The organism is Kribbella pittospori (assembly GCF_004331465.1).
Lineage (GTDB): Bacteria > Actinomycetota > Actinomycetes > Propionibacteriales > Kribbellaceae > Kribbella > Kribbella pittospori.
The window spans coordinates 407,397-428,930 of sequence record NZ_SJKB01000005.1 but is presented as its reverse complement, the minus strand read 5'-3'; the positions used below and the strand labels follow the sequence as shown (position 1 = coordinate 428,930).

21 protein-coding genes are annotated in these 21,534 nt (G+C 69.0%); 7 read left to right on the top strand and 14 right to left on the bottom strand.

Annotated features, from left to right (window positions below; genetic code table 11):
- Positions 1-10: 10 nt before the first annotated feature.
- Positions 11-307 carry a hypothetical protein gene (locus E0H73_RS18855; RefSeq protein WP_131357732.1) on the top strand — a complete coding sequence of 99 codons (297 nt, stop codon included), beginning with the start codon at positions 11-13 and terminating at the stop codon, positions 305-307.
- On the opposite strand, the gene E0H73_RS18850 is transcribed toward E0H73_RS18855, so the two are convergent.
- From E0H73_RS18850 to E0H73_RS48240, 8 genes are all read right to left on the bottom strand, one after another.
- On the bottom strand, positions 304-2,346 hold the full coding sequence (locus E0H73_RS18850) for a beta-L-arabinofuranosidase domain-containing protein (RefSeq protein WP_131357729.1): 2,043 nt from the start codon (positions 2,344-2,346) through the stop codon (positions 304-306). The two genes, E0H73_RS18855 and E0H73_RS18850, sit on opposite strands and share 4 nt — an antisense overlap.
- On the bottom strand, positions 2,346-2,843 hold the full coding sequence (locus E0H73_RS18845; protein ID WP_131357726.1) for a beta-class carbonic anhydrase: 498 nt from the start codon (positions 2,841-2,843) through the stop codon (positions 2,346-2,348). Before E0H73_RS18845 ends, E0H73_RS18850 begins: the two co-directional genes overlap by 1 nt.
- Entirely contained in the window at positions 2,840-3,781 is a 942-nt protein-coding gene (locus E0H73_RS18840) for a sucrase ferredoxin (RefSeq protein WP_238164082.1), read from the bottom strand. The genes E0H73_RS18845 and E0H73_RS18840 overlap by 4 nt, the downstream gene beginning before the upstream one ends.
- Positions 3,782-3,827: 46 nt before the next feature.
- On the bottom strand, positions 3,828-5,525 hold the full coding sequence (locus E0H73_RS18835) for an MFS transporter (protein WP_238164081.1): 1,698 nt from the start codon (positions 5,523-5,525) through the stop codon (positions 3,828-3,830).
- Complete coding sequence (locus E0H73_RS18830) at positions 5,522-6,229, bottom strand: LppX_LprAFG lipoprotein (RefSeq protein WP_131357720.1); 708 nt, start codon at positions 6,227-6,229, stop codon at positions 5,522-5,524. Before E0H73_RS18830 ends, E0H73_RS18835 begins: the two co-directional genes overlap by 4 nt.
- A gap of 5 nt (positions 6,230-6,234) precedes the next feature.
- Positions 6,235-8,697, bottom strand: coding sequence for a DNA gyrase/topoisomerase IV subunit A (locus E0H73_RS18825; protein WP_131357717.1), 2,463 nt, complete (start codon positions 8,695-8,697; stop codon positions 6,235-6,237).
- A 133-nt stretch (positions 8,698-8,830) separates the two neighbouring features.
- Positions 8,831-9,151, bottom strand: a complete 321-nt coding sequence (locus E0H73_RS48245) for an ABC transporter permease (RefSeq protein ID WP_337590324.1) — start codon at positions 9,149-9,151, stop codon at positions 8,831-8,833.
- Positions 9,152-10,001: 850 nt separating this feature from the next.
- Entirely contained in the window at positions 10,002-10,490 is a 489-nt protein-coding gene (locus E0H73_RS48240; protein ID WP_337590323.1) for an FtsX-like permease family protein, read from the bottom strand.
- On the opposite strand from E0H73_RS48240, the gene E0H73_RS47250 reads away from it, so the two are divergent.
- Entirely contained in the window at positions 10,387-10,614 is a 228-nt protein-coding gene (locus tag E0H73_RS47250; protein ID WP_238164100.1) for a hypothetical protein, read from the top strand. The two genes, E0H73_RS48240 and E0H73_RS47250, sit on opposite strands and share 104 nt — an antisense overlap.
- A gap of 124 nt (positions 10,615-10,738) precedes the next feature.
- Here E0H73_RS47250 and E0H73_RS18815 read toward each other — a convergent pair whose 3' ends face one another.
- On the bottom strand, positions 10,739-11,506 hold the full coding sequence (locus tag E0H73_RS18815; RefSeq protein WP_131357714.1) for an ABC transporter ATP-binding protein: 768 nt from the start codon (positions 11,504-11,506) through the stop codon (positions 10,739-10,741).
- 109 nt (positions 11,507-11,615) lie between these two features.
- Between E0H73_RS18815 and E0H73_RS18810 the strand changes: the two genes are divergently transcribed.
- From E0H73_RS18810 to E0H73_RS18795, 4 genes are read left to right on the top strand one after another with little or no spacing between them, the layout of a single operon-like run.
- Positions 11,616-12,905, top strand: coding sequence for a sensor histidine kinase (locus E0H73_RS18810; protein WP_238164079.1), 1,290 nt, complete (start codon positions 11,616-11,618; stop codon positions 12,903-12,905).
- Positions 12,887-13,540, top strand: coding sequence for a response regulator transcription factor (locus E0H73_RS18805; protein ID WP_131357711.1), 654 nt, complete (start codon positions 12,887-12,889; stop codon positions 13,538-13,540). Before E0H73_RS18810 ends, E0H73_RS18805 begins: the two co-directional genes overlap by 19 nt.
- 21 nt (positions 13,541-13,561) lie before the next feature.
- Positions 13,562-13,963, top strand: coding sequence for a CoA-binding protein (locus tag E0H73_RS18800; RefSeq protein WP_131357708.1), 402 nt, complete (start codon positions 13,562-13,564; stop codon positions 13,961-13,963).
- Between the two features lie 17 nt (positions 13,964-13,980).
- Positions 13,981-14,403, top strand: coding sequence for a TIGR03667 family PPOX class F420-dependent oxidoreductase (locus E0H73_RS18795; protein ID WP_131357705.1), 423 nt, complete (start codon positions 13,981-13,983; stop codon positions 14,401-14,403).
- A 45-nt stretch (positions 14,404-14,448) separates the two neighbouring features.
- Here E0H73_RS18795 and E0H73_RS18790 read toward each other — a convergent pair whose 3' ends face one another.
- The 4 genes from E0H73_RS18790 to E0H73_RS18775 are packed head-to-tail and all read right to left on the bottom strand — an operon-like array spanning position 14,449 to position 18,282.
- The gene (locus tag E0H73_RS18790; protein ID WP_131357702.1) at positions 14,449-14,697 is read right to left on the bottom strand and encodes a DUF2630 family protein; all 249 of its coding nucleotides are present in this window, start codon (positions 14,695-14,697) and stop codon (positions 14,449-14,451) included.
- Positions 14,694-15,461 (bottom strand): ABC transporter permease, encoded by a 768-nt coding sequence (locus E0H73_RS18785; protein WP_131357699.1) that lies wholly within the window; start codon positions 15,459-15,461, stop codon positions 14,694-14,696. The genes E0H73_RS18790 and E0H73_RS18785 overlap by 4 nt, the downstream gene beginning before the upstream one ends.
- Before the next feature lie 43 nt (positions 15,462-15,504).
- Complete coding sequence (locus E0H73_RS18780) at positions 15,505-17,214, bottom strand: AMP-binding protein (protein WP_131357696.1); 1,710 nt, start codon at positions 17,212-17,214, stop codon at positions 15,505-15,507.
- 18 nt (positions 17,215-17,232) lie between these two features.
- Positions 17,233-18,282, bottom strand: coding sequence for an ArsB/NhaD family transporter (locus tag E0H73_RS18775; protein WP_238164078.1), 1,050 nt, complete (start codon positions 18,280-18,282; stop codon positions 17,233-17,235).
- Between the two features lie 42 nt (positions 18,283-18,324).
- Between E0H73_RS18775 and E0H73_RS18770 the strand changes: the two genes are divergently transcribed.
- On the top strand, positions 18,325-21,024 hold the full coding sequence (locus E0H73_RS18770; protein ID WP_131357690.1) for a bifunctional acetate--CoA ligase family protein/GNAT family N-acetyltransferase: 2,700 nt from the start codon (positions 18,325-18,327) through the stop codon (positions 21,022-21,024).
- Here E0H73_RS18770 and E0H73_RS18765 read toward each other — a convergent pair whose 3' ends face one another.
- Positions 21,025-21,534, bottom strand: a complete 510-nt coding sequence (locus E0H73_RS18765; RefSeq protein WP_131357687.1) for a DUF2087 domain-containing protein — start codon at positions 21,532-21,534, stop codon at positions 21,025-21,027.

Sequence of the window (21,534 nt, the reverse complement as noted above, 5' to 3'; positions counted from 1 at the left end):
GGCACTAGTCATGTCGCTGATCGCGATCACGAGGTTCGAGGCTGTGACGGAGGATGCGGGGGAGGTGCTGGACCGGCACAACGCGCTGGTCGATGCGGTCCGGGCGTCGATCCCCGGGCTGACGGAGGCGCGGCTCGGTCGGGTCGGGGAGAACCAGTGGGCCGGCGTGTGGCGCTGGGAGTCGGCCGACGACCTGAAGGCAGCACGCGAGCTCGCACCCACGCTCGCCGAAACGAAGGCAGCCTTCGCGCTGGTCCGCGAGGGCACGTCGGCAGTCGACGAAATCGAGGTAATCGAAGAGCGCTAAATCCTCGGGAGCTCGGTAACCCGAAGAGTCGTACACCCGTAAGGAATGAAGGTAAGCACCTCCAGCTCCGGTCCGGCTGAGCCGGAGTCGGCCGAGTCCGGGGTGATCGCGCCTGGGGTGGTCCAGTCCAGGTGCTCCGGGTTGGTCGCGGCCAGGCGGACCGGGTGCTGGGTCGCCGGGTCGGTCGGGTCCGGGGTGGTCGGGGTCGAGCCGGGTGAGTCGTGAGTGGTCGGGTGCGGGCTGGGCGGGGGTGACGGGTGGTGGGTTTGGGTGGGTGGGGTGGCTGCGGCGCCGTGTTTTAGGGGCCAGGGGAGTTGGTGGGCTTGGACTTGGAGGTGGAGGGGGGTGGTAGTGGGGGAGAAGGGGTTGGAACTGATCGGTTTCCGGGAGAGGTGGGTGTGCTCGGGGGTGATTGCGTAGTTCCAGGGGGTGGTGGGGTGGACTTCCCAGGTGGCGTGGGGGTGTTCGCCGCCGATCTGGTGCCAGGCTTCGCCGAGGGGGAGGGCGAAGACGAGTGGGCCGCGTTCGAGGGTGATGGCGCCGGCTGGGCGGGGTACGGCGCGGACGATGGTGCCGAGGTGCAGGAGGAGGGTGCGGTCTCCGGATACCTCGACCTCGTGGAGGGTTCCGGCGTCGAGCGCAGTGGGTGCCTCGTCGTCGATCGTGAGGGTCGCGTCCGTGGCCCAGGTGGGGATTCGGAGGCGGAGGTGGCCGGGGCCTTGGGTGCTGATTTCGATGTCGTCTGAGAACGGGTAGGCGCCGGCTACGGAGACTGTTAGGCCGTCGTACGAGAACGAGCAGGGGGCGTAGGAGAGGGCGGTGAAGGCGCCGTCGTCGGAGCGCATCCAGAGGTGGGAGGTGAAGCGGGGCCAGCCCTGGTGGCGGTTGGCGGTGCAGCAGCCGAAGTGGGGTTCGAGGCCGAAGACGTTCGCGTCCGGGCCGTTGTTCGTGTAGATGCGGTCCTCGGTGACGTGGCAGATCACCTGGTTGGCCTGCTGGACGTACTGATGGGTCCACTCGTCGGGCGTCGTACTGGCGGGCAGCGCGTTGAAGGCCAGCCGTTCGAGGCGTTCGGCGAGCGGCTCGACCGGGCCGAAGGATTCGAGCGCGACTTCGAGGGAGGCGAGGTACTCGACGACCGTGCAGGTCTCGGTGCCTTGGCTCGGATGACGGCCGGCCAGGTGTTCGTCGCAGCTGAAGAGCCCATTCGCCTGGCCGTGGTAAGCGTCCAGTTGAGCGATCAGGTGCAGGAGTCGCGCCTGCTGGTCGACCGAGGTGTCGTGGCGTTGCCAGACGGGCATCGCCTTCAGACCCATCGCGACGTTGACGCCGTGCGACGACAGATGCCCGTCGTTCATCCAGTTGCCGTCGTTCTGCGCCTGGTACGCGAGCAACGTTGCCTCGGGCACCTTCTCGGTGAACGGCAGCTGGTCGGCGTACCCGAACCAGTCGAAGCCCTGCTCCTTGCACTTGGCCGCCAGCCCCAGCAGCCAGTCCTCACCAGTGAGGTCGTGAAGCTGGTTGATCACCCAGACGACATCGGTCCACCGCGACCGCGCCCACTCCCGCAGCGGCCACTCGTCCAGCATCCCGTCGAGCAGCCGAAGGAACTTCAGCGCAGCCGGCACAACGCGCGGATCACCAGTCGCGTCGAGGTGCTGCAGCAGCGCCTTCAGCACGATGATCCGCGGCCAAGTGTCATGATCCGCGTACGTCGCCTCGCCGCTGCGTGGACCGAACCACCCGTCCTCATGCTGGTGCTCGAGGATGTAGTCCACCCACCGCCGCACCTTGGCCTTCAACCGATCGTCATCCAGCAGGTAAGCGACGCCGACGATTCCATCGAGCCAGTACGGACCGCGCTCCCAGCCCTCCGCATCACCACCGATCCAGCCGCTCCGGGCCACATCCGGCCAGAACTCGTCCAGATGCCCGGCCATCCCGTCCGCCTGGAGCCGCAGCCGTTCCAGCAACCACCCCTGCGGGCGGAGAGTTGCCAGTGGCAACGGCCGGAGCGCGGGCCCGGTCAGCCCCGGCATCAGTCGATCTGGGTGAGGCGGCCGGTGTCGACGTCGTACATGAAGCCGCCGACCAGGATGTCCTCGCCGATGAGCGGGTGCTCGCGGACGGCGGCGACGTCGCGGCGGAGCGCCTCGAGCTGGTCGGGGATGACGTTGATCGGCAGGTACCCGGCCGGCTTGCCCGCAGCCTGCTCCACCTTGGCGCGCAGGTCGTCCTCGGACATCGCGGCCATCGCGCAACGGGTGTGCGGGATGACCATGATCCGGCGGACGCCGAGCAGTTGTACGCCGAGCACCAGCCCGGTCATGGTGATCTCGGTGACCCGGCCACCCGCGCTGCGCAGGACCTTCGCGTCCCCCGGCTTCAGCCCGAGCATCTCCAGCGGTGGGATCCGCGAGTCCATGCAGGTGACGACGCCGATGCCGGCGTGGGCCAGACCGTCGAAGCCGCCGTAGTGGAAGTCGGCGACGTACTCGGCGTTGGCTGCCAGCAGGTCCTCGAACCCGGTGCTCATCGGGCCTCACCTGGCACAGGGGCTCCGGCTTGCAGGATCGACATCGCGAACGGCTCCTTTCCGCAGGACTCCGGACGGGGTGGATCGGCGGCGACGCTGGTCACCGGAACAGTCCAGGACCGGCCGTCGCGGTGCCACACCGTCACAGCTTCTGGGTCTTCGCCCGCGACTCTGAGGGCATCCAGTGAGACTTCGCCGATCAGACGGCGTACGGCGATCTCCGCGGCCTGACCGCGTTGGGTCCAGGTCGACCGGCCACGCAGTCCGGTCAGGACGGTTTCGCGGCGATCCGCGGCCGCGAGCACGGTGACGGCAGCCTCGGCGGTGAGGTGCCCGTGCATGGTGCCCGCGGGGAGGACGGTTGCGGTCGGCGCGAAGCGGTGGCCGCCCAGGTGGTTCGCCTCCCAGACCCGGCCCGGCGCGGCGGCCGACAATGCCTTGACCAGTGGCCGCCCGAGCAACGCGCAGCATTCGTCGCGCTTGCCGTTGGTGCAGACCAGCATCACCGGATGGTCGACCAGACTCAGTCCAGGCAGCGACGCAACGACCGCATCCCGATCGCCTCGGGCAATCGCATCCAAGTGCAACGTGCGCAGCGCCGCCGGATCGTCGACCCGGCCGCCGAGCAACCAGCTCCGCCCGGGCAGCGTCGAGGCGACGTACACCTGGTGGGACCGTTCGACAGCGTCGGAGTGCCGGCCGGGAGCGCGGATCAGGCCGAACCGCACGTCCGCCTTCTTGCAGGCGTCGTCGAACGCACCACCGAACTCGGGATCGAGGTGACTGTGTGTCGGTGCCTTCGCACCCCACGGACCCGGCTGCTCGACAACGACCCAGCCGCTTGCGACGACCGCCGTACCGGCGAGCGGCTCGCGCAACTCCCGGCAGAACGTCGAGCACAAGCCGGGCCTACCGGTCGCGTCGGGTCGAACAGTCACGTGATCACGGTACGCGAGGTGAGACGGCTGTCCGGCGTGATGCTCATCATCTGTGCACAACGCCACGTCGGCCGAGCAGCAGGATGGCCACAATGGCGGCGAGGAACGCGCACACCGCGGCGCCGGCGAAGATCGCGTGAACTTGTGAAATGGCCGCATCGCGGAGCGCATCCACGAAGGGCCGGCAGGAACCGGGCGCGGACGGGCACAGCTCGTTCGGCGACGGGATGTCGTCGGCGATCGAGAAGTACCGCCGTAGTCCGATCGCTGTGAGCGCGGACACCCCGACCAGCATTCCGACCATCCGCGCCACCACAACCAGTGCGCTCACCAGACCGTGCGTGTCCGGGGGAGTCGCGCCGAGCATCGCCGTGTTGACCGGTGACAACGCCAGCCCGAACCCGAACCCACACACCAGCAGTACGACGGTCGCCGGGAAGTGATCGAGCGCGTTCCGCCCCCAGAACGCCATCAGCACGAACATCGCCCCAGCCAGCGCCAAGCCGGCGCCAGTGATGAGACCAAGCCCCAAGCGCCTGGTCAGCCACCCACCAACGACCGCACCGACAGGCAGAGCGATCAGGAACCGCAGCAACACCAGCGCAGCGGCCAACTGCCCACCGCCCTGAGTGGTCCGCGCGAAGACCGGTACGTCGACCAGTGCGGCGATCAACGCACATCCGACCAGAAAGCTGACCACCAGCGAGCCCCAAGCTGGTCGGCCATTCAGCAAACCTCGCGGCACGATCGCTCGCGTCGTACGGCGTTGCCAGATCGCGAAGCCGACCGCAAACACCGCGGCAGCGACGAGCAGCCACGGACCGGCCGCAGCCATCAACTCACGCTCAGGGTCAGCAGTGGCGAACGCCAACACCACTCCGGCCAGCGCCAAAGCCAGCAAACCAGCCCCGACAAGATCCACCTGCGACAACACAGCGCTCAACCGACCGCGAGTCCGCCACAAGACCAGCCCCAGCCAGAGCAGGGCCAGAACGAGCGTGACGACGCCGATCGGCGTGAGCAGGCGCGACGACCCGGTGAAGGGTACGAAGGGCAAGCCCAGGGTGACGCCGGTCGCGAGACGCTCGGGTGCCGTGATGGTCAGCCCGAGTGCAATGCATGCAAGGACTCCGACGGCGGCCGACAGCGGTGGAGGCTTGAGGCCGCGGAGGAGGAGCGCGAGGACAACCGCCACCGTCAGATTGAGCCAGAAGATGTACCGCCAGTCCGCGACCGCCAGCACTGCCGCACCGAGCAGTGGCCCGAGCACTGCCCCGAGTTCCTGGACCGCACCGACAACGCCGAGGGGGAGTCCACGTCGATCAGCCGGCCACAGGTCGGCGACCAGGGCCAGTGTCGCGGGCACGAGCCCACCACCGCCCACACCCTGAAGAAACCGACCGGTTACCACCAGCGAGAGGTCGTACGCCCCGGCCGTGATCAGCGATCCGACCGCGAACAGGATCAGCGCGCCGACAAGCACCGGCGTACGTCCGACCACGTCGGCGATCCGACCGATCAGTGGCAGTACGGCGATGTAGCCGAGCAGGAACCCAGAGATGATCGGCGCCGCGCGCTGCAGTTCGTCCACCGACAGCCCGACGCCGCCCATCATGTCCGGCAGGGCCAGTACGACGACGTACGTGTCGGCGGCGGCGAACGCGACCGCGATCGAGGCCAGGGTGAGCCTGGTCCTCGGGCTGCTCACCGGCGCCGCACGGCCGACGGGCGAGTCCTCGCTCACGGCTTGGTGATCTCGACCGTCTCGCCGTACTTGTCCAGGGTGACGTCGTAGCTGCTGGTGGCTCCGTCGTAGAACGGACCGGTGATGGTCGCCGCGACCAGCTGCTTGGTGTCCTTGTCGATCTTGAACGTGCTCGGGAAGTCCTGGTCGGCGGGCGCGTTCGGGAAGATGCCCTGCAGTGACTTGCCCTGGATCGCGCCGGTGATCTCGGTCAGGATCTTGGCGCCGTCCCTGGTCTCGCCCTTGATCTTCGGGTCCTTCACGGTCGGCAGGACCGAGGTCAGGCCCTTCTCCGGGTCGAGCAGGATGGCCGGGTCAGGCGCACCGAGGCCGGCCAGCTGTGACGGCGTCAGCTCGAGGAACCTCCCGGTGAGCGGGAGCTTCGCGTAGACCTTGCCGCCGACCGCCACGACATCGGCGTCGATCGGCGAGCCGGCCGCGCGCACGGTCAGCTTCCCCTTGAACGCCGGGGCATGGGTCGCGACGCCGTCACCGGACGCCAGTGCCTGCGCCGTCTCCGGCAGGTCCCGGCCGGTCAGCACGATGTGCACGCTGGCCGCGTCGTCGATGGTCTTCTTGGCCGCCGTGAGCATCGCGACCGGGTCGTCACCGGACTGGCCGTCGCCGTTCCCGGAGTCCTTCTTGTCGCTGCACCCCGCCAGCGCCAGTACCAGCACCGCGCCGAGCGCGACGAGTCTCTTCATGAGGGTCAGCCTGCCATGTAACTGACACTGTCTGGAGCACACGCAGCAATCGGTTGAGCAACGGGTACGCCGGAGCCGTCACGCCGCGGGTCGATCGGGGGCAACTCGACCGGAGCACCGCTGCTCGCACTGGCCCGGACCGGAGCCGCTCCGACGAATCCGAGCAGCAGCCCATCCTCTCCCTTGAGCAGTCGCTGGCACCGCACACCACCGGTGCCACGGCCCTTGCCCGGGTACTCGCTGAACAGCGTCACCTTCACCGCGCCGACCTCTGTCCCCGGCAAAGCCGACGACGAGCCGGCGATGGTGACGACCTGCGCGTCGCGGCCGGCGTTCACAGCACCGAAGAAGACCACCTTCGCGCCGGCAGCCAAGCGGACACCAGCCATGCCACCCGCCGTCCGTCCCTGCGGCCGAACTGCTGACGCCGGGAAGTGCAGGAGTTGCGCGTCGGTCGTGATGAAGCACAGCTCCTCGTCGCCGGTGGTCAGCTCGACCGCGCCGATCACCTCGTCGCCGTCGTTCAGCCGGATGATCTCCCACGAGTCGCGGTTGCTCAGGTGGTCCGGCACGACCCGCTTCACCACGCCGCCCGTCGTACCCAGGGCGACACCGATCGAGTCGGGATCCATCGTGGTCAGGGCCATCGCCTTCTCACCCGGCTCCAGCGACACGAACTCGGCCACCGGCGCGCCACCCTGCAGGTTCGGCGCGTTCGCGGTCGTCGGTACGGCGGGCAGGTCCAGCGACTCGAGCCGGATCAGCCGGCCGGCGCTGGTGATCAGGCCGTACTGACCGCGTGCCGTGCTCTTCACCGCGGACACGATCGCGTCGTGCTTCGCCCGGGTGTCGCCGGTCCCGAAAGGCTCCACGCCGTTCGTCCGCGCGAGCAGACCGGTCGAGCTCATCAGGACCCAGCACGGGTCGTCGCTGACCTCGAGCGGCACCGCCGCGGTCTTGGTCGCACCCGACGACTCCAGCAGCACGGTCCGCCGCGGTGTGCCGTACGTCTTGGCGACCTCGGCCAGCTCGTCCGAGACCGTCTTCTTCAGCAGTGCCTGGTCCTCGAGGATCGCGGTCAGCCGCTCGATCTCGCGCTCCAGCTCGCCCTTCTCGGTCTCCAGCTCGATCTTGGAGAACTTCGTCAGCCGGCGCAGCGGCATGTCCAGGATGTAGTTGGTCTGCACCTCGGTGAGGTCGTAGATCTCCATCAGCCGGGTCCGGGCGGCGGCCGCGTCGTCGCTGGTCCGGATGATCTGGATGACCTCGTCGATGTCCAGGATCGCGATCAGCAGGCCGTCGACGATGTGCAGCCGGTCCTGTGCCTTCTTCCGGCGGAACTCGCTGCGCCGCCGGGTCACGTCGTAGCGGTGGTCGAGGTAGACCTCGAGCAGGGTCTTCAGGCCGAGGGTGCGCGGCTGGCCGTCGACCAGGCAGACGTTGTTGACGTGGAACGCGTCCTCGAGCGGGGTCAGCTTGTAGAGCTGCTCCAGCAGCGCCTCGGGCACGAAGCCGTTCTTGACCTCGATCACCAACTGGGTGCCGTGGGTGCGGTCGGTCAGGTCCTTGACGTCGGCGATGCCCTGCAGCTTCTTGGACTGGACGAGGGTCTTGATCTTCTCGATCACCTTCTCCGGGCCGACCGAGTACGGCAGTTCGGTGACCACGATGCCCTTGCGCCGCGGGGTGACGTTCTCGACCCGGGCAGTGGCGCGCATCTTGAAGCTGCCGCGACCGGTCGCGTACGCGTCCTTGATGCCCTCCAGGCCGACGATCTTGCCGCCGGTCGGCAGGTCCGGGCCGGGGATGAACCGCATCAGGTCGTCGAGGTCGGCGGCCGGGGTCTTGATCAGGTGCCGCAGGGCCTGGATCACCTCGACCAGGTTGTGCGGCGCCATGTTGGTCGCCATCCCGACCGCGATGCCGGAGGCGCCGTTGACCACCAGGTTCGGGAAGGCGGCCGGCAGCACCGACGGCTCTTCCTCCTGGCCGTCGTAGTTCGGTTTGAAGTCGACGACGTCCTCGTCCAGGCCGGTCGTCATCGCCATCGCCGGCGGCGCCATCCGGCACTCGGTGTACCGCATCGCGGCCGGGCCGTCGTCGAGGGAGCCGAAGTTCCCGTGGCCGTCGATCAGCGGGACCCGCATCGACCACGGCTGCGCGGTCCGGACCAGCGCGTCGTAGATCGCGCCGTCGCCGTGCGGGTGGTACTTACCCATCACCTCACCGACGACGCGGGCGCTCTTCACATGCCCGCGGTCGGGGCGGATGTTGTTCTCCGCCATCGAGAACAGGATCCGCCGCTGGACCGGTTTCAGCCCGTCCCGCGCGTCCGGCAGCGCCCGGGAGTAGATCACCGAGTAGGCGTACTCCAGGTAGCTCGCGCGCATCTCGTCGGAGACATCGACGTCGAGGATGTGCTCCTCGAAGTCCTCGGGCTCGGCGGTGGTGCTGGAACGGCGTGCCATGCGGGTTTTACTGCTCCTCGATCGAACCGGTACGGCGCCGCGACGGTCCGGCGCCGTGCCCATTGTCCCTGGTGAACGGCGGTTTGCCCGGCCACGACCCACCGTTGGGTCGGTCGATCCGCCCGATACCGGTCTATTCCACCGCTGCGGACGGCTGCGACCGGCGCAGGATGTACGTCGTCGGGGCCAGAGCGGACCCTACCGCCAGGGTCAGACAAAGTCCGGCGATACCCAGCAGCACGCCCCACGGCACCGTCACCGGTACGTCGGTCATCCCCGACGTCATGGCGTGCCGGATCAGAATCCCGACGGTGACAGTGATCGCCGTACCGAGGCTCAGCGCGACCACGCCCACCAGGGAGGACTCCCACAGCACCATCCGGCGGATCTGTGCCGGCGTGGCGCCGAGCAGCCGCGAGGTGATGAACTCGTGCCGCCGCTGCAGACTGCCCATCAGGAGCGTGTTGGCGATCGCGATGGCGCTGTAGAGCGCGGCCGGCCCGAGCAGCATGATCAACCCGAACTGGTTGCCCTTCCGCACGCCCTCGGCCTGCTCCGCTTCCCACTCAGCCGCCGGTACGGCGTGATCAATCGTGACACCGGGAGCGGGGAGCACGAAGCTCCGCTGGGGCTCCGCGGTCGGAGCGTACTTGCGGGCCAGCTCGAGCGGGACCAGGAACGACGGGGTGACTCCGAAGGCGTCCGGGACGATCGCGACGATCCGGAGCTTGACCGCCGTCTTGTCCAGGAACGTCACCGGCACCTCGTCGCCGACCTCGTAGTGCTCGAAGCCGGAGACTTCTTTGCTGACGGCAACAGTGTTCCCGGTGAGCTTGATCAGGTCACCGGACAGCGGGGTGAGGTTGCGGGTTCGCGTGGCGATCGCGGGGTCGATCCCCTCTGCGTCCTCGAGTTCGGCGGAGTCCTGGTCGATCCGGACGAACTGGAGCGGCAACCCGGCGTCCACCGTTCCCACACCGGCGTCGAGCTTGGCCGAACCAGTCACCACTATCGGTGCGCGAAGAGAATCGCGGATCGTGACCTCGGCGCTGTCGGCGGCGAAGCTGAGGCTGAGCACCATCGACCCGGCGACTGCCGAGATGGCCAGGATCGGCGCGGCCAGCGATGCGCTGCGCCTCGGCGCGGCGACCACGTTGCTGCGCGCGAGACTCCCGGACACCCGGGTCCAAGCGGTCAGCGGCAGTGCCCAGAGCCGGCTGATCCACGGCACGACCAGCGGTGCCAGCAGCGTCAGCGCGATCACGAGCAGCATCGGCGTAAACATCGCCAGCGGCATAACGCCCTCACCGGTCGACGGCCTGATCAGCGTCAGCAGCGTGATCGACCCGGCCAGGAAGAGCAGCCCGAAGACGATCCGCACCGGCCCGATCCGCGGTGGCTCCAGTGCGGCCTCGCGCAGTGCGTCGATCGGCCCGACCCGTCCAGCCCGCCGGGCCGCGGACCTGGCGCCGAGCATCGCCACGAGCAGCCCTGCGCCGACTGCGATCGCCAGCGGCACCCACGGCGAGGCCGGCTCCAGCTTCACCGGCGCCAGTTCCGTGTACGACGCTTTCCGCAGCAGCAGGGGAGTCGCCAACTGCGCCAGCCGCACCGGTCAGGGCGGCCACCAGTGCGACGGCGAACGCTTCGCCGAGGATCATCCGCCGTACCTGCCTCGGGGTCGCGCCGATGAGCCGGAGCAGACCGATCTCGCGGCGCCGAGACGCCACCGCGAAGGCGAACGTGCTGGCGATGACGAAGATCGTGATGAACCCGCTGATCGTCCCGACCATGCTGAGAACGACCTGCAATCCGGAGGTGTCCGCGGCGGAGGTCGGCACCCGGACCTGCGTCGGTGCGGTGTCGTTGCCGCCCAGCGTCGTCACGGTGATGCTGTCGGCGAGCGGACCGCGGTAGGCGATGGTGGCGGCCGTCGCGGTGGCAGCGAGTCCGAGGAGGAAGACTCCCACGGCCAGTGCCACGAACGAACCGGCGTACAGGGAGCGGTGACGGCTGACGGTCTGGCGGCTGAGATAGAACATCAGCGTTCCAGGTCGCTCATCGCGGCGGCGATCTGGCCCGGCGTACCGCGGTCGAGGTGACCCGCGATCAGCCCGTCCGACAGGAACAGCACCCGTTCGGCGTACGCCGCGGCCACCGGATCGTGAGTGACGATCACCACGGTCTGCCCAGCCCGGTCGGTTGCCTCCCGCAACAGTCCGAGGATCTGCCGGCTCGTTCCGCTGTCCAGCGCACCGGTCGGCTCGTCGGCGAAGAACACCGATGGCCGGGTGATCAGCGCCCGTGCGATCGCGACCCGCTGCTGCTGCCCGCCGGACAACTCAGCCGGCCGCCGCTTGGCCTTCCCCTCCAACCCGACCTGCTCGAGCACTTGGTGTACGTCGCTCCGACGCGGGCGGCGACCGGTCAACCGCAGCGGCAGCGCCACGTTGTCGTACACGGTCAGCGAGGGGAGCAGGTTGTACGCCTGGAAGACGAACCCCATCTCCTCCCGCCGCAGCTTGGTGAGCGCAATCTCGTTGAGCCCGTTCAGCTCGGTCCCGCCCAGAACGACGGTCCCTGCGGTCGGCTGGTCGAGGCCCGCCGCACACTGCAGCAGCGTCGACTTGCCTGACCCAGACGGGCCCATGACGGCCGTGAAGGAGCCGCGGGCGAAGTGGTACGTCACGCCTCGCAGCGCGTCGACCGCCCCGGCTTTGGACCGGTAGGTCTTGGTGATCCCGTCCAGCAGCAAGGCCGGAGCTTCAGTAGGTACGACGCTCGGGTACGTCGGCGCGGTAGCGGTCATGGTTCCAGCCAACCGGGGGCACCGTATTTGCACGCTGGCCTGTGGAGGAGACCTGAGGTAGCGCGCACGCTACCGTCCGGCGGGCCATCCCGGACCTAGGGTTGGCAGGGTGGACAGATCCGTGACGGCTCGGCCGCTGGCGACGTGGGCAGCGCTCGCGTCACCGCGCTACCTGCTGTCGTCCTGGCCCTGGCGCAGCTACGCCTATCTGCTCACCTCGGTTCCGGTCGGTGTGCTGACCATCGCCTTCCTGATCGTTGCGGCCGCCCTCAGCATCGTCCTGAGCCCGATCGTGATCGGAGTCCTGCTGCTGACGGCGTTCCCGCTGATCGGCGTCGTGATCGGCCGGGTCGAGCGGTGGCGTGCCCGACTCGTGCTGGTCGACGGCATCAAGACTCCGCACGCGGACATGCCCGCGTCGCTGTCGGTACGGGAGAAGCTGAAGTTCCGCCGCCGCGAGCAGGCCTCGCTGCGGTCCATCGGCTACGGGTTCGTCCTCGGCGTCCTCGTCTGGCCGCTCAGTACGGCGGTGGCAGGGTTGAGCGCGACCATCCTGCTGATCACCCTGGCTGCGCCGGTCATCGCTGCCTACGACGAGATGGGGATGGGACCGTGGATCCTGGACTCGGCCCGGGAAGGGCTCGTCTTCCTGGTCGCGTTCGGGCCGCCGTTCTTCGTCGTCAGCTCCTATCTGGTCGGTGTGGTCGCGGGAGCGGAGGCGTCGCTGGCGAAGGCGATGCTCGGCCCGCGGCAGGACGAACTGCGGCGGAACCTGGCCGAGTTGCGCCGGTCGCGGCTGGATCTGGTGGACGCGTTCGAGACCGAGCGGGCCCGGATCGAGAGGCATCTGCACGACGGCGTACAGCAGCGGTTGGTCGGGCTCACGATGACGCTCGGACTGGCGGAGCTGGATGTGCCGGAGGGGGAGGGCCGGCGGTTGGTGGTGAAGGCGCATGCCGAGGCGGAGGCGGCGCTGGCTGATCTGCGCGAGGCGGTCCGCGGGATCCACCCGCGCGTGCTGGTCGACCACGGGCTGGAGGCCGCCGTACGGGAGGTGGCGGACCGGAGTCCGCTGCCGGTGACCGTGCAGATGGCGTTGCCGTCGCGGTTGCCGTCGCCGATCGAGGCGGCGGCGTACTTCGTGGTCAGTGAGGCGCTCGCGAACGTCGCCAAGCACGCACAGGCCACGCACTGCGAAGTGGCCGGGTGGATCGATCGGCAGCAGTTGGTCATCACGATCACCGACGACGGGATCGGCGGCGCGCGAGCCGGCGCCGGGACCGGACTGACGGGGTTGGTGACCCGATTGGACGCGTTGGGAGGCACACTCGTCATCGACAGCCCATCCGGTGGGCCGACGCGACTGAGGATGGAGTGCCCGTGCCGACTCGGCGACTGAGCATCGTGCTGGCCGAAGACTCACTGCTGTTGCGTGAAGGGCTCGCCAGCATCCTGGATCGCGCCGGGCACGAAGTACGGGACACCGTCGGGGACGGGGACACGCTGCTGGCCGTCGTACGCAAGGATCCGCCGGACGTGGTGATCACTGATGTCCGGATGCCGCCGGGGCACAGCGACGAGGGGCTACGGGCGGCCGCGGCGATCCGGGCCGAGCTGCCGTCGATCGGGATTCTCGTGCTGTCGCAGTACGTTGCGGATGCGTACCTGTCATCGTTGCTCGAGACAACGACCGGCGGGATCGGCTACCTGCTGAAGGATCGGGTCGGGCACGTCGCGGAGTTCCTCGAGTCGCTCGACCGGGTCGCCGACGGCGGCATGGTGGTAGATCCCGAGGTGGTGCGTCAGCTGCTGGCCCGGCGCCGCAACGACGGGCCGCTGTCGGCGCTGACGCCGCGGGAGCTGGAGGTGCTTGCGCTGATGGCCGAGGGCCGGGTGAACGCGTCGATAGCGGAGCAGTTGGTCGTCAGCGAGGCCGCCGTACGCAAGCACGTCGGCAACATCTTCGCGAAGCTGCAGCTCGACGAGGGACTGGACCGGCGCGTGTCCGCCGTACTCACCTATCTGCGCGGTTGAGCGCCGCGAGAGGATCTAGGTATGGACAGTGATATCCGGAAGATCCTGGCCGACTGCCAGACCTGGGCCGTGGTGGGGTTGTCGAACAACACGAGCCGGGCGGCGTACGGCGTGGCGCGGTTCCTGCAGGGGCACGGCAAGCGGATCGTGCCGGTCCACCCCGCGGCCGAGACCGTGCACGGCGAGCAGGGATACGCGACGCTGGCCGACATTCCGTTCCCGGTCGACTGCGTGGACGTGTTCGTCCGGTCCGAGCTGGCCGGCGATATCGCGGACCAGGCGGTGGGAATCAACGCCAAGGCGGTGTGGTTCCAGCTCGATGTAGTGGACCATGACGCCTACGCCCGGACGACGGCCGCGGGACTCACGATGGTGATGAACCACTGCCCGGCCATCGAGTGGGGGCGCCTCGGTCCGTCCTGACCAACCCAAGGGGCTTGATGTTCTCGATCGACACTTCCACCGACTTCGGCAAGCGAATCGCGCGGCAGCTGGACGACGAAACCGTGGTGTGGCTGACCACGGTCGGCAAGACCGGTACGCCGGCGCCGACCCCGGTCTGGTTCCTCTGGCACGACGGCGAGCTGCTGATCAGCAGCCAGCCGAACACGGCCAAGCTGCGCAACATCGCCGCCCGCCCGCAGGTGGCGCTCAACTTCAACGCCACCCACACCGGGGGAGATGTCGGCGTCATCTCCGGTACGGCGGTGATCGACGAGCAGCCGCTCTCCGGCGACGCCCTGGCCGCCTACAACGCGAAGTACGCCGACGACATCGCCGGCCTCGGGATGACGCCTGACGGCTTCCACCAGGACTACTCGGTCCTGCTCCGCATCACCCCGGAGAAACTGCGCGGTTTCTGAGTTGCTGATGCCCTCCCGGCCGGAGTCAGGAGGGCATCGCGGTGCTCAGTTCAGGTAGCCCTCGACGGTGTCGGCGGAGCGGGCCTCGGCGGTGTCGGGGTTCTCGCCGAACTCGCGCTTGGCGCGGCGCTGGCGGAGCAGGTCCCAGCACTGGTCGAGCTCGACCTCGAGGGCCCGCAGGCGGGCGTGCTCGTCGGCGTCGTCGATCTTCCCACCGGCGTGCTTGGTGCGGAGCTCGTGCTCTTCGGCGACCAACTCGTCGATCCGGCTGAAGAGGCTCTTGTCATCGGTCATGAGGAAACCGTACGCCCGTCCGGAAGCCGGGCGCGGGCGAGGAGTTCGGTGATGGTTAGGATCGCGATCGACTCGGACGCGATCAGGCCGAGCAGGACCACGAGCTGCAACGCCGCGGCCTGAGTGGGCGACGCGCCGCCGAGCACCATCCCGACGAACGCCCCGGGCAGCGACACCAGCCCGACGGTCCGGGTCTGGTCGAGCGCGGGCAGCAGCGCGTCGCCGGCAACCGGGCCGACCACCAGCTTGAACGCGTCCGGCGGCAGCAGCCCGATCGACAGCCCGGCCTCGAACTCGCCGAACCGCGTCCCGTACTCGCTGAGCATCCGGCGTCCGGCCAGGGTGGTGGCGGTCATCGTGCCGCCGATGATGATCCCGCCCATCGGCAGGATCGTCGCGGGATTGCGCGGTACGACGCCCGGCGCGATCAGCAGCAGGAGTACGACGAGCGCACCGAGACCGATCGCGGTCCCGCAGTACATCCACTGCTGCGGGATGACGGCGGTCTGATGGAGCCGCCGGGTGCTGGTGAAGGTCGCCACCACGAACATCACCAGCACGAACGCGATCGCCCCGAGCGTGTGCTGCAGGGCGACGCCGACGACCGCGCCGACGGCGGCCAGCTGCACGACGGCGCGCAGGGCGGCGGTGACGATCCCCTTGTCGTGCCGGGTTCCGGAGTACCGGGACGCGGCCACGCCGATCACGATCAACAGCGGCAGGACGACAACCGCAGCCAGGCCCAGGCCGGTGTCGAGGGACATCCGCCCATTTCAGCACGCACCCCGTGGTCCGGGGTGCGCTGACTCACCCTTCCTTGAAGTCGGCCTCGTCGTACGTGTGCTCGCTGCCGGATCCGCTCTCCACCTTCGACGCCTCGTCCGCGCGCAGCTCGACCCGCCGGATCTTGCCTGAGATCGTCTTCGGCAGCTCGGCGAACTCGATCCGCCGGATCCGCTTGTACGGCGCCAGGTGCTCGCGGCAGAACTGCAGGATCTCGCCGGCCAGCTCCCGCGACGGCTGATGCCCGGCGGCCAGTACGACGTACGCCTTGGGCACCGCGAGCCGGACCGGATCCGGCGACGGTACGACGGCCGCCTCGGCGACGGCCGGATGCTCGATCAGCACTGACTCCAGCTCGAACGGCGAGATCCGGTAGTCGCTGGCCTTGAACACGTCATCGGACCGCCCGACGTAGGTGATGTAGCCGTCCTCGTCCCGGCTCGCGACGTCTCCGGTGTGGTAGTAGCCGCCACGCATCACCTCGTCGGTCAGCTCCCGGGCATCGCGGTAGCCGCGCATCAGCGGGACCGGTGCGGGCGCCAGTTCGATGGAGATCTCGCCGTCGTCGCCGATCTCGTCGGTGGCCGGGTCGATCAGCGCGATGCTGTAGCCGGGCAGCGGGCGCCCCATCGAGCCGAGCTTGACCGGCTGACCGGGCGGGTTGCCGATCTGCGCGGTCGTCTCGGTCTGGCCGTATCCGTCCCGGATGGTGATGTCCCAGGCGGTCCGGACCTGCTCGATCACCTCGGGGTTGAGCGGCTCGCCCGCGGAGATGCACTCGCGGATCTGCACCTTGACCGCGGACAGGTCGGCCTGGATCAGCATCCGCCAGACCGTTGGCGGCGCGCAGAAGGTGGTCACGCCGTACGTCTGCAGGACTCGCAGCATCTTCTCGGCGTCGAAGCGGGTGTAGTTGTACAGGAACACGGTCGCGCCGGCGTTCCAGGGCGCGAAGACGTTGCTCCAGGAGTGCTTCGCCCAGCCGGGGGAGGAGACGTTGAGGTGCACGTCTCCGGGCTGAAGCCCGATCCAGTACATCGTCGACAGGTGACCGACCGGGTAGCTGACCTGGGTGTGCTCGACCAGCTTGGGCTGGCTCGTCGTACCCGAGGTGAAGTAGAGCAGCAGCGAGTCGTCGGCCGCGGTGTCGACCTCGGGGACCGGTCCGTCGTACGCCGCCGCGTCGTCGTACTGCAGCCAGCCCTCGACCGGTGCGCCGACGGCGACGCGGATGCAGTGGTCGGCGATACCGTCGTACCGGCCGGCCTCCGCGCTGCTGGTCACGACTGCTCGGACATTGCCCCGGGCGATCCGGTCCGCCAGGTCGGCGTCGGTGAGCAGCGTGGTGGCGGGGATCATGACGGCGCCGGCCCGGATGCAGCCGAGCATGATCTCCCAGAGCGGGACGGTGTTGCCGAGCACGATCAGCACCCGGTCGCCCGGCTTCAGACCGGCCTCGGTGAGCCAGCCGGCCACCTTGCGGGACTGCTCGGCCATCTCGGCGTACGTCCGTGAGTTGACCTCGCCGTCCTCCTCGACGATGGTCAGCGCGTCCACCTCGGGCTGCTCGATCGCCAGCGCGTCGAACCAGTCCCGCGCCCAGTTGAACCGCTCGAACCGCGGCCAACTGAAGTCCCGGTACGCCGTCTCGTAGTCCTCCCGATGCGCCACCAGAAAGTCCCGCGCCGCCCGAAACTCCCGCGTCACGTCCGCAGTACTGCGCTCCGTCGCCATGTCCCGCACATTACCCAGTCAGAAACCGTTCAGCGCGAGCACCGATCCCGACACGACGAGAGGGGTGAGGATCAGGCCGCGCCACAGGAACGACCACCAGGTGATGTCGACGCGGGCGGCGTCGCAGCGGGCTCGCCACAGCAGGGTGGCCAGGGAGCCCCAGAGGGTCAGCAGGCAGCCGCAGTTGACGCCGATGAGCAGCGCCATCATCCGGTGGGCGTCGTTCGACGCGACCGGCTCCATCGCCAGGTACGCCGGGAGATTGTCGACCAAGTTCGCCCCGAGGGCCGCGGTCGCGCTCAACCGGAGCTCGGACGTGGTCCCGGCGACCCGGTTCAGCAGATCCTCCAGCCCGTGGTCGGTGAGGAACCCGACGACGGTGAACAGCACGACCACGGTGACCACGAGCTTCGCCGGGATCAACGACCACCTGAGCGTCGCGCGCCGCCGGACCGCGAACAGCACGGCGAGCACCACCGCTGCGATGCTCGCAGGCACCGCGACCTCGATCCCGGACACGAACGCCGGTCCGAGCAGCACGCACACACCGGCCGAGCCCCAGAACAGCACCTTGTCGTCCACGTGCGGAGTCGGCGGTACGACGTACGTCCGGCCGAGATCGCGGTGGAACAGAACCGCGAGCACGGCGACCGTGATCACGATCGCGGCGATCGCCGGCCGCCAGCTCACCGACAGGTACTCGACGTCGAGCTTGCGGAACTGATGCAGCGCGAGCAGGTTCGTCAGGTTCGACACCGGGAGTAACAACGAAGCGGTCCCGGCCAGCCAAACGGTGGTGAACGCGAACAGCTTCGGCGGTACGTCGAGTTGCCGTGCCATCGCGAGCACGACCGGCGTGAGCAGGACCGCACATGTGTCGAGGGACAGCACGATCGTGAGCCCGGTGGCGAGCACGATCACGAGCAGCCACAACCGCCAGACCTTGCCCCGGGCCAGGTGGGCCGCCTCCCGGGCCGCGACGTCGAACACCTTGGCCTCGTCGGCCAGCTCGGCGATCACGGTCACCGCGATCAGGAACACCAGCACAGGCGCGATTCGCGCGATCAAAATGCACGACCTCCCACCGGGCTGGTTGAGTAGGCTGACCGGGTGACCCCGCCGGAGCAAGACCTCCACCACCCGGCCGGATACCCCGACGGCTACGAGGCGGACGTCGTACTCCGGGACGGCGCTACCGCGCATCTGCGGCCGATCACTCCGAGTGACGCCGACCTGCTGGTGGCGTTCTACGCCCGCGTGTCCGAACAATCGAAGTATTACCGCTTCTTCGCCCCGTACCCCCAGCTGTCGGACCGGGATGTGGCGCGATTCACGCAGGTCGACTACCACGACCGGCTGGCACTCATCGTCACCGTTGGTAACGAGATGATCGGCGTCGGGCGGTACGAGCGGACCGGCCGGCACACCGCGGAGGTCGCCTTCCTGATCGAGGACGCGCACCAGGGCCGCGGCCTCGGGCAGCTGCTTCTCGAGCACCTGGCCCAGGCGGCCCGCGAGAACGGCATCCACCGGTTCGTCGCCGAGGTGCTGCCGGACAACCGGAAGATGATCACCGTCTTCGCCGAGGCCGGCTACAAGGTCGCCCGGGAGTTCGAGGACGGCGTGATCGTGGTCGAGTTCGACATCGCGCCGACCGACACCTCGTTCGGCGTGATGCAGGCCCGCGAGCAGCGCTCCGAGGCACTGTCGATCGCGCGGCTGCTGACGCCGAACGCGGTCGCGGTGATCGGTGCGAGCCGGCGCGAGGGCACGATCGGGAACGCGCTGCTGCGCAACGTGCGCGACGGCGGATTCCCTGGCCGTTTGTACGCCGTCAACACCGACACCAAGGCCACCGAGATCGAGGGCGTCCCGGCGTACCCGACGATCCGGGACGTGGACGGCACGGTCGACCTCGCGGTGGTCGCCGTACGCGCCGAGTTGGTGGCGGACGTCGTACTGGACTGTGCCGCCAAGGGCGTGCGCGGGCTGGTGGTGGTGTCGAGTGGGTTCGCCGAGATCGGTGGCGAAGGCCGGAAGCGGCAGCGGTACCTGGTCGGTCTGGCCCGGTCCTACGGGATGCGGGTGATCGGGCCGAACGCGCTCGGTCTGATCAACACCGCACCCGGGGTGTCGCTGAACGCGACGCTGTCACCGCTGATGCCGAGCAAGGGCCGGGTCGCGTTCTTCTGCCAGTCGGGTGCGCTCGGCGTACCGATCCTGGCCGACATGGTCGGCCGTGGCCTGGGGTTGTCGACCTTCGTCTCGGCCGGCAACCGGGCCGATGTGTCGGGCAACGACCTGATGCAGTTCTGGTACTCCGACGAGGCGACCGAGGTCGTGCTGCTGTACCTGGAGTCGCTGGGCAACCCGCGCAAGTTCAGCCGGGTCGCGCGCCGGCTGGCCCGCCGCAAGCCGGTGATCGCGCTGAAGTCCGGTCGCGCCACCCAAGGTGTACCGCTGGGCCAGATGGTCAGGCGCAGTCAGTTGCCGGCCGCCACGATCGAATCGCTGTTCCGGCAGAGCGGCCTGATCGGCGTCGACACCACCGGCGAACTGTTCGACGTCGCCCAACTGCTGGCCCACCAGCCGTTGCCGAAGGGCCGCCGGGTCGCGATCGTCAGCAACTCCGACGCCCTGACTCTTCTCGCGCTGGACACGATGGCGGGTTGTGGCTTGGACGTCGCGGGGGAGCCGCGCAACCTCAGTGCGGACGCGACCGCGGAGGACTTCGGGGTAGCGCTGTCGGAGGTATTCGACGACGACCGGGTGGACTCAGTCGTGGTGATCTACACGCCGCCGGTGCAGTCGAACGGCGCCGAGGTCGCGCAGGTCCTCGCGGCAGCCGCAGCCGGATCGGACAAGCCCGTGGTCTCCACGTTCCTCGCGTCGCGCAGTGTGCCCGAGGAGCTTCGCGTCCCGGATGAGCACGGCGGTGCGGCCCGCGGGTCGATCCCGTCGTTCCTCAATCCGCAGTACGCGGTGGGTGCGCTGGCGAAGGCGACGCAGTACGGCGAATGGCGGCGGCGGTCCGACAGCCGGATCCCGGACCTGCCGGACGTGGACACTCCTGGGGCCGAGGACTTCGTCGCCGAGTTCCTGCAGCGGCATCCGAGTGGCGCCGACCTGGACGATGCGGACCGGCAGCGACTGCTCAGCTTCTACGGGATCAACGTGCTGCCGGCGTTCCCGGTGCTGAGCGCGGACGAGGCGGTGGCACGGGCGGCGGATCTCGGGTTCGAGGTGATCCTGAAGGCGACCGCGGAGCAGTGGCGGATGCGACCGGACCTGGCCGACATCTGGCGGCACATCCACGACGAGGACGACATGCGCGCGGCCTGGGCCGAGATGACGCAGATGTTCGGGGTCGCCGCGGATCCGGGCCGGGCCCAGTTCGTCGTACAGAAGATGGCGCCACCCGGCGTACCCGTGGTCATCTCCGCGCTCGAGGACGTGTCGTTCGGACCGGTGGTGACGTTCGGCCTGTCCGGCGTCGCGACCGACCTGCTCGGCGACCGCTCGTACCGGATGCCGCCGCTGACGACGCGCGATGCTGCGGAGATGGTCCGCGAGGTTCGCGCGGCGCCGCTGCTGTACGGCTACCGCGGCTCCGACCCGGTCGACATCGCCGCGATCGAGAACCTGCTGCACCGGGTATCCCGGCTGACGCTCGATCTGGAAGAGGTCGTGCGCCTTGACCTGCGGTCGGTGCTGGCCGCCGCCGAGGGCGCCACGGTCCTGGACACCACGATCCGCATCGCCCCGAACGAGAAGCCCCGCCAGGACGCGCCGGCCCGTCGCCTGACCTGATCAGGTCCGCGTGTAGATGCTGTCCGTGCGGCTGAGCAGGCGCGCGTCGACCAGTTCGCGGCGGAGCGCGGCGTGGTCCGGGTGCCAGCGGTTGAGGATCTCGTTGACCTCGGACTCCGGGTAGCTGCGCCCGGGCTCGAAGCTCGTCACGAGATGCTCCAGCACGATCCGGAACTTGTCCGGGAACGTCGGGAAGTGCGTCAGCCGGCCGTCGCGGATGAACGACTTCAGGACGGCGTCCCGCTCCGGATCGGGATCGAGCGGCACCCACTCCGGACGGCTCTCGCGGACCGCGTCCTTGAAGGCCGACTCGTCCGCCTGCAGACGATCACCGTCGGCCGTGACCAGGCCACCCTTGAACAACCGCTGCAGGGCCTTGACGACGACCGGCTGAGCCAGTCCGGTGCTCCCGGCAACCTCATCCGCGGTGGTGGCGCCGAGGACGACGGCGGAGTACGTCCGCAGCCTCGACGGTTCGGCCAGGAGTCCACAGAGTTGGTCGGCGTTCAT

Coding starts and splice junctions, on each gene's coding strand:
- E0H73_RS18855 (WP_131357732.1), top strand. CDS start 11: ATGTCGCTGATCGCGATCACGAGGTTCGAGGCTGTGACGGAGGATGCG.
- E0H73_RS18850 (WP_131357729.1), bottom strand. CDS start 2,346: ATGCCGGGGCTGACCGGGCCCGCGCTCCGGCCGTTGCCACTGGCAACT.
- E0H73_RS18845 (WP_131357726.1), bottom strand. CDS start 2,843: ATGAGCACCGGGTTCGAGGACCTGCTGGCAGCCAACGCCGAGTACGTC.
- E0H73_RS18830 (WP_131357720.1), bottom strand. CDS start 6,229: ATGAAGAGACTCGTCGCGCTCGGCGCGGTGCTGGTACTGGCGCTGGCG.
- E0H73_RS18825 (WP_131357717.1), bottom strand. CDS start 8,697: ATGGCACGCCGTTCCAGCACCACCGCCGAGCCCGAGGACTTCGAGGAG.
- E0H73_RS48245 (WP_337590324.1), bottom strand. CDS start 9,151: ATGGGCAGTCTGCAGCGGCGGCACGAGTTCATCACCTCGCGGCTGCTC.
- E0H73_RS47250 (WP_238164100.1), top strand. CDS start 10,387: ATGAGCCGGAGCAGACCGATCTCGCGGCGCCGAGACGCCACCGCGAAG.
- E0H73_RS48240 (WP_337590323.1), bottom strand. CDS start 10,490: ATGGTCGGGACGATCAGCGGGTTCATCACGATCTTCGTCATCGCCAGC.
- E0H73_RS18815 (WP_131357714.1), bottom strand. CDS start 11,506: ATGACCGCTACCGCGCCGACGTACCCGAGCGTCGTACCTACTGAAGCT.
- E0H73_RS18800 (WP_131357708.1), top strand. CDS start 13,562: ATGGACAGTGATATCCGGAAGATCCTGGCCGACTGCCAGACCTGGGCC.
- E0H73_RS18795 (WP_131357705.1), top strand. CDS start 13,981: ATGTTCTCGATCGACACTTCCACCGACTTCGGCAAGCGAATCGCGCGG.
- E0H73_RS18790 (WP_131357702.1), bottom strand. CDS start 14,697: ATGACCGATGACAAGAGCCTCTTCAGCCGGATCGACGAGTTGGTCGCC.
- E0H73_RS18785 (WP_131357699.1), bottom strand. CDS start 15,461: ATGTCCCTCGACACCGGCCTGGGCCTGGCTGCGGTTGTCGTCCTGCCG.
- E0H73_RS18780 (WP_131357696.1), bottom strand. CDS start 17,214: ATGGCGACGGAGCGCAGTACTGCGGACGTGACGCGGGAGTTTCGGGCG.
- E0H73_RS18765 (WP_131357687.1), bottom strand. CDS start 21,534: ATGAACGCCGACCAACTCTGTGGACTCCTGGCCGAACCGTCGAGGCTG.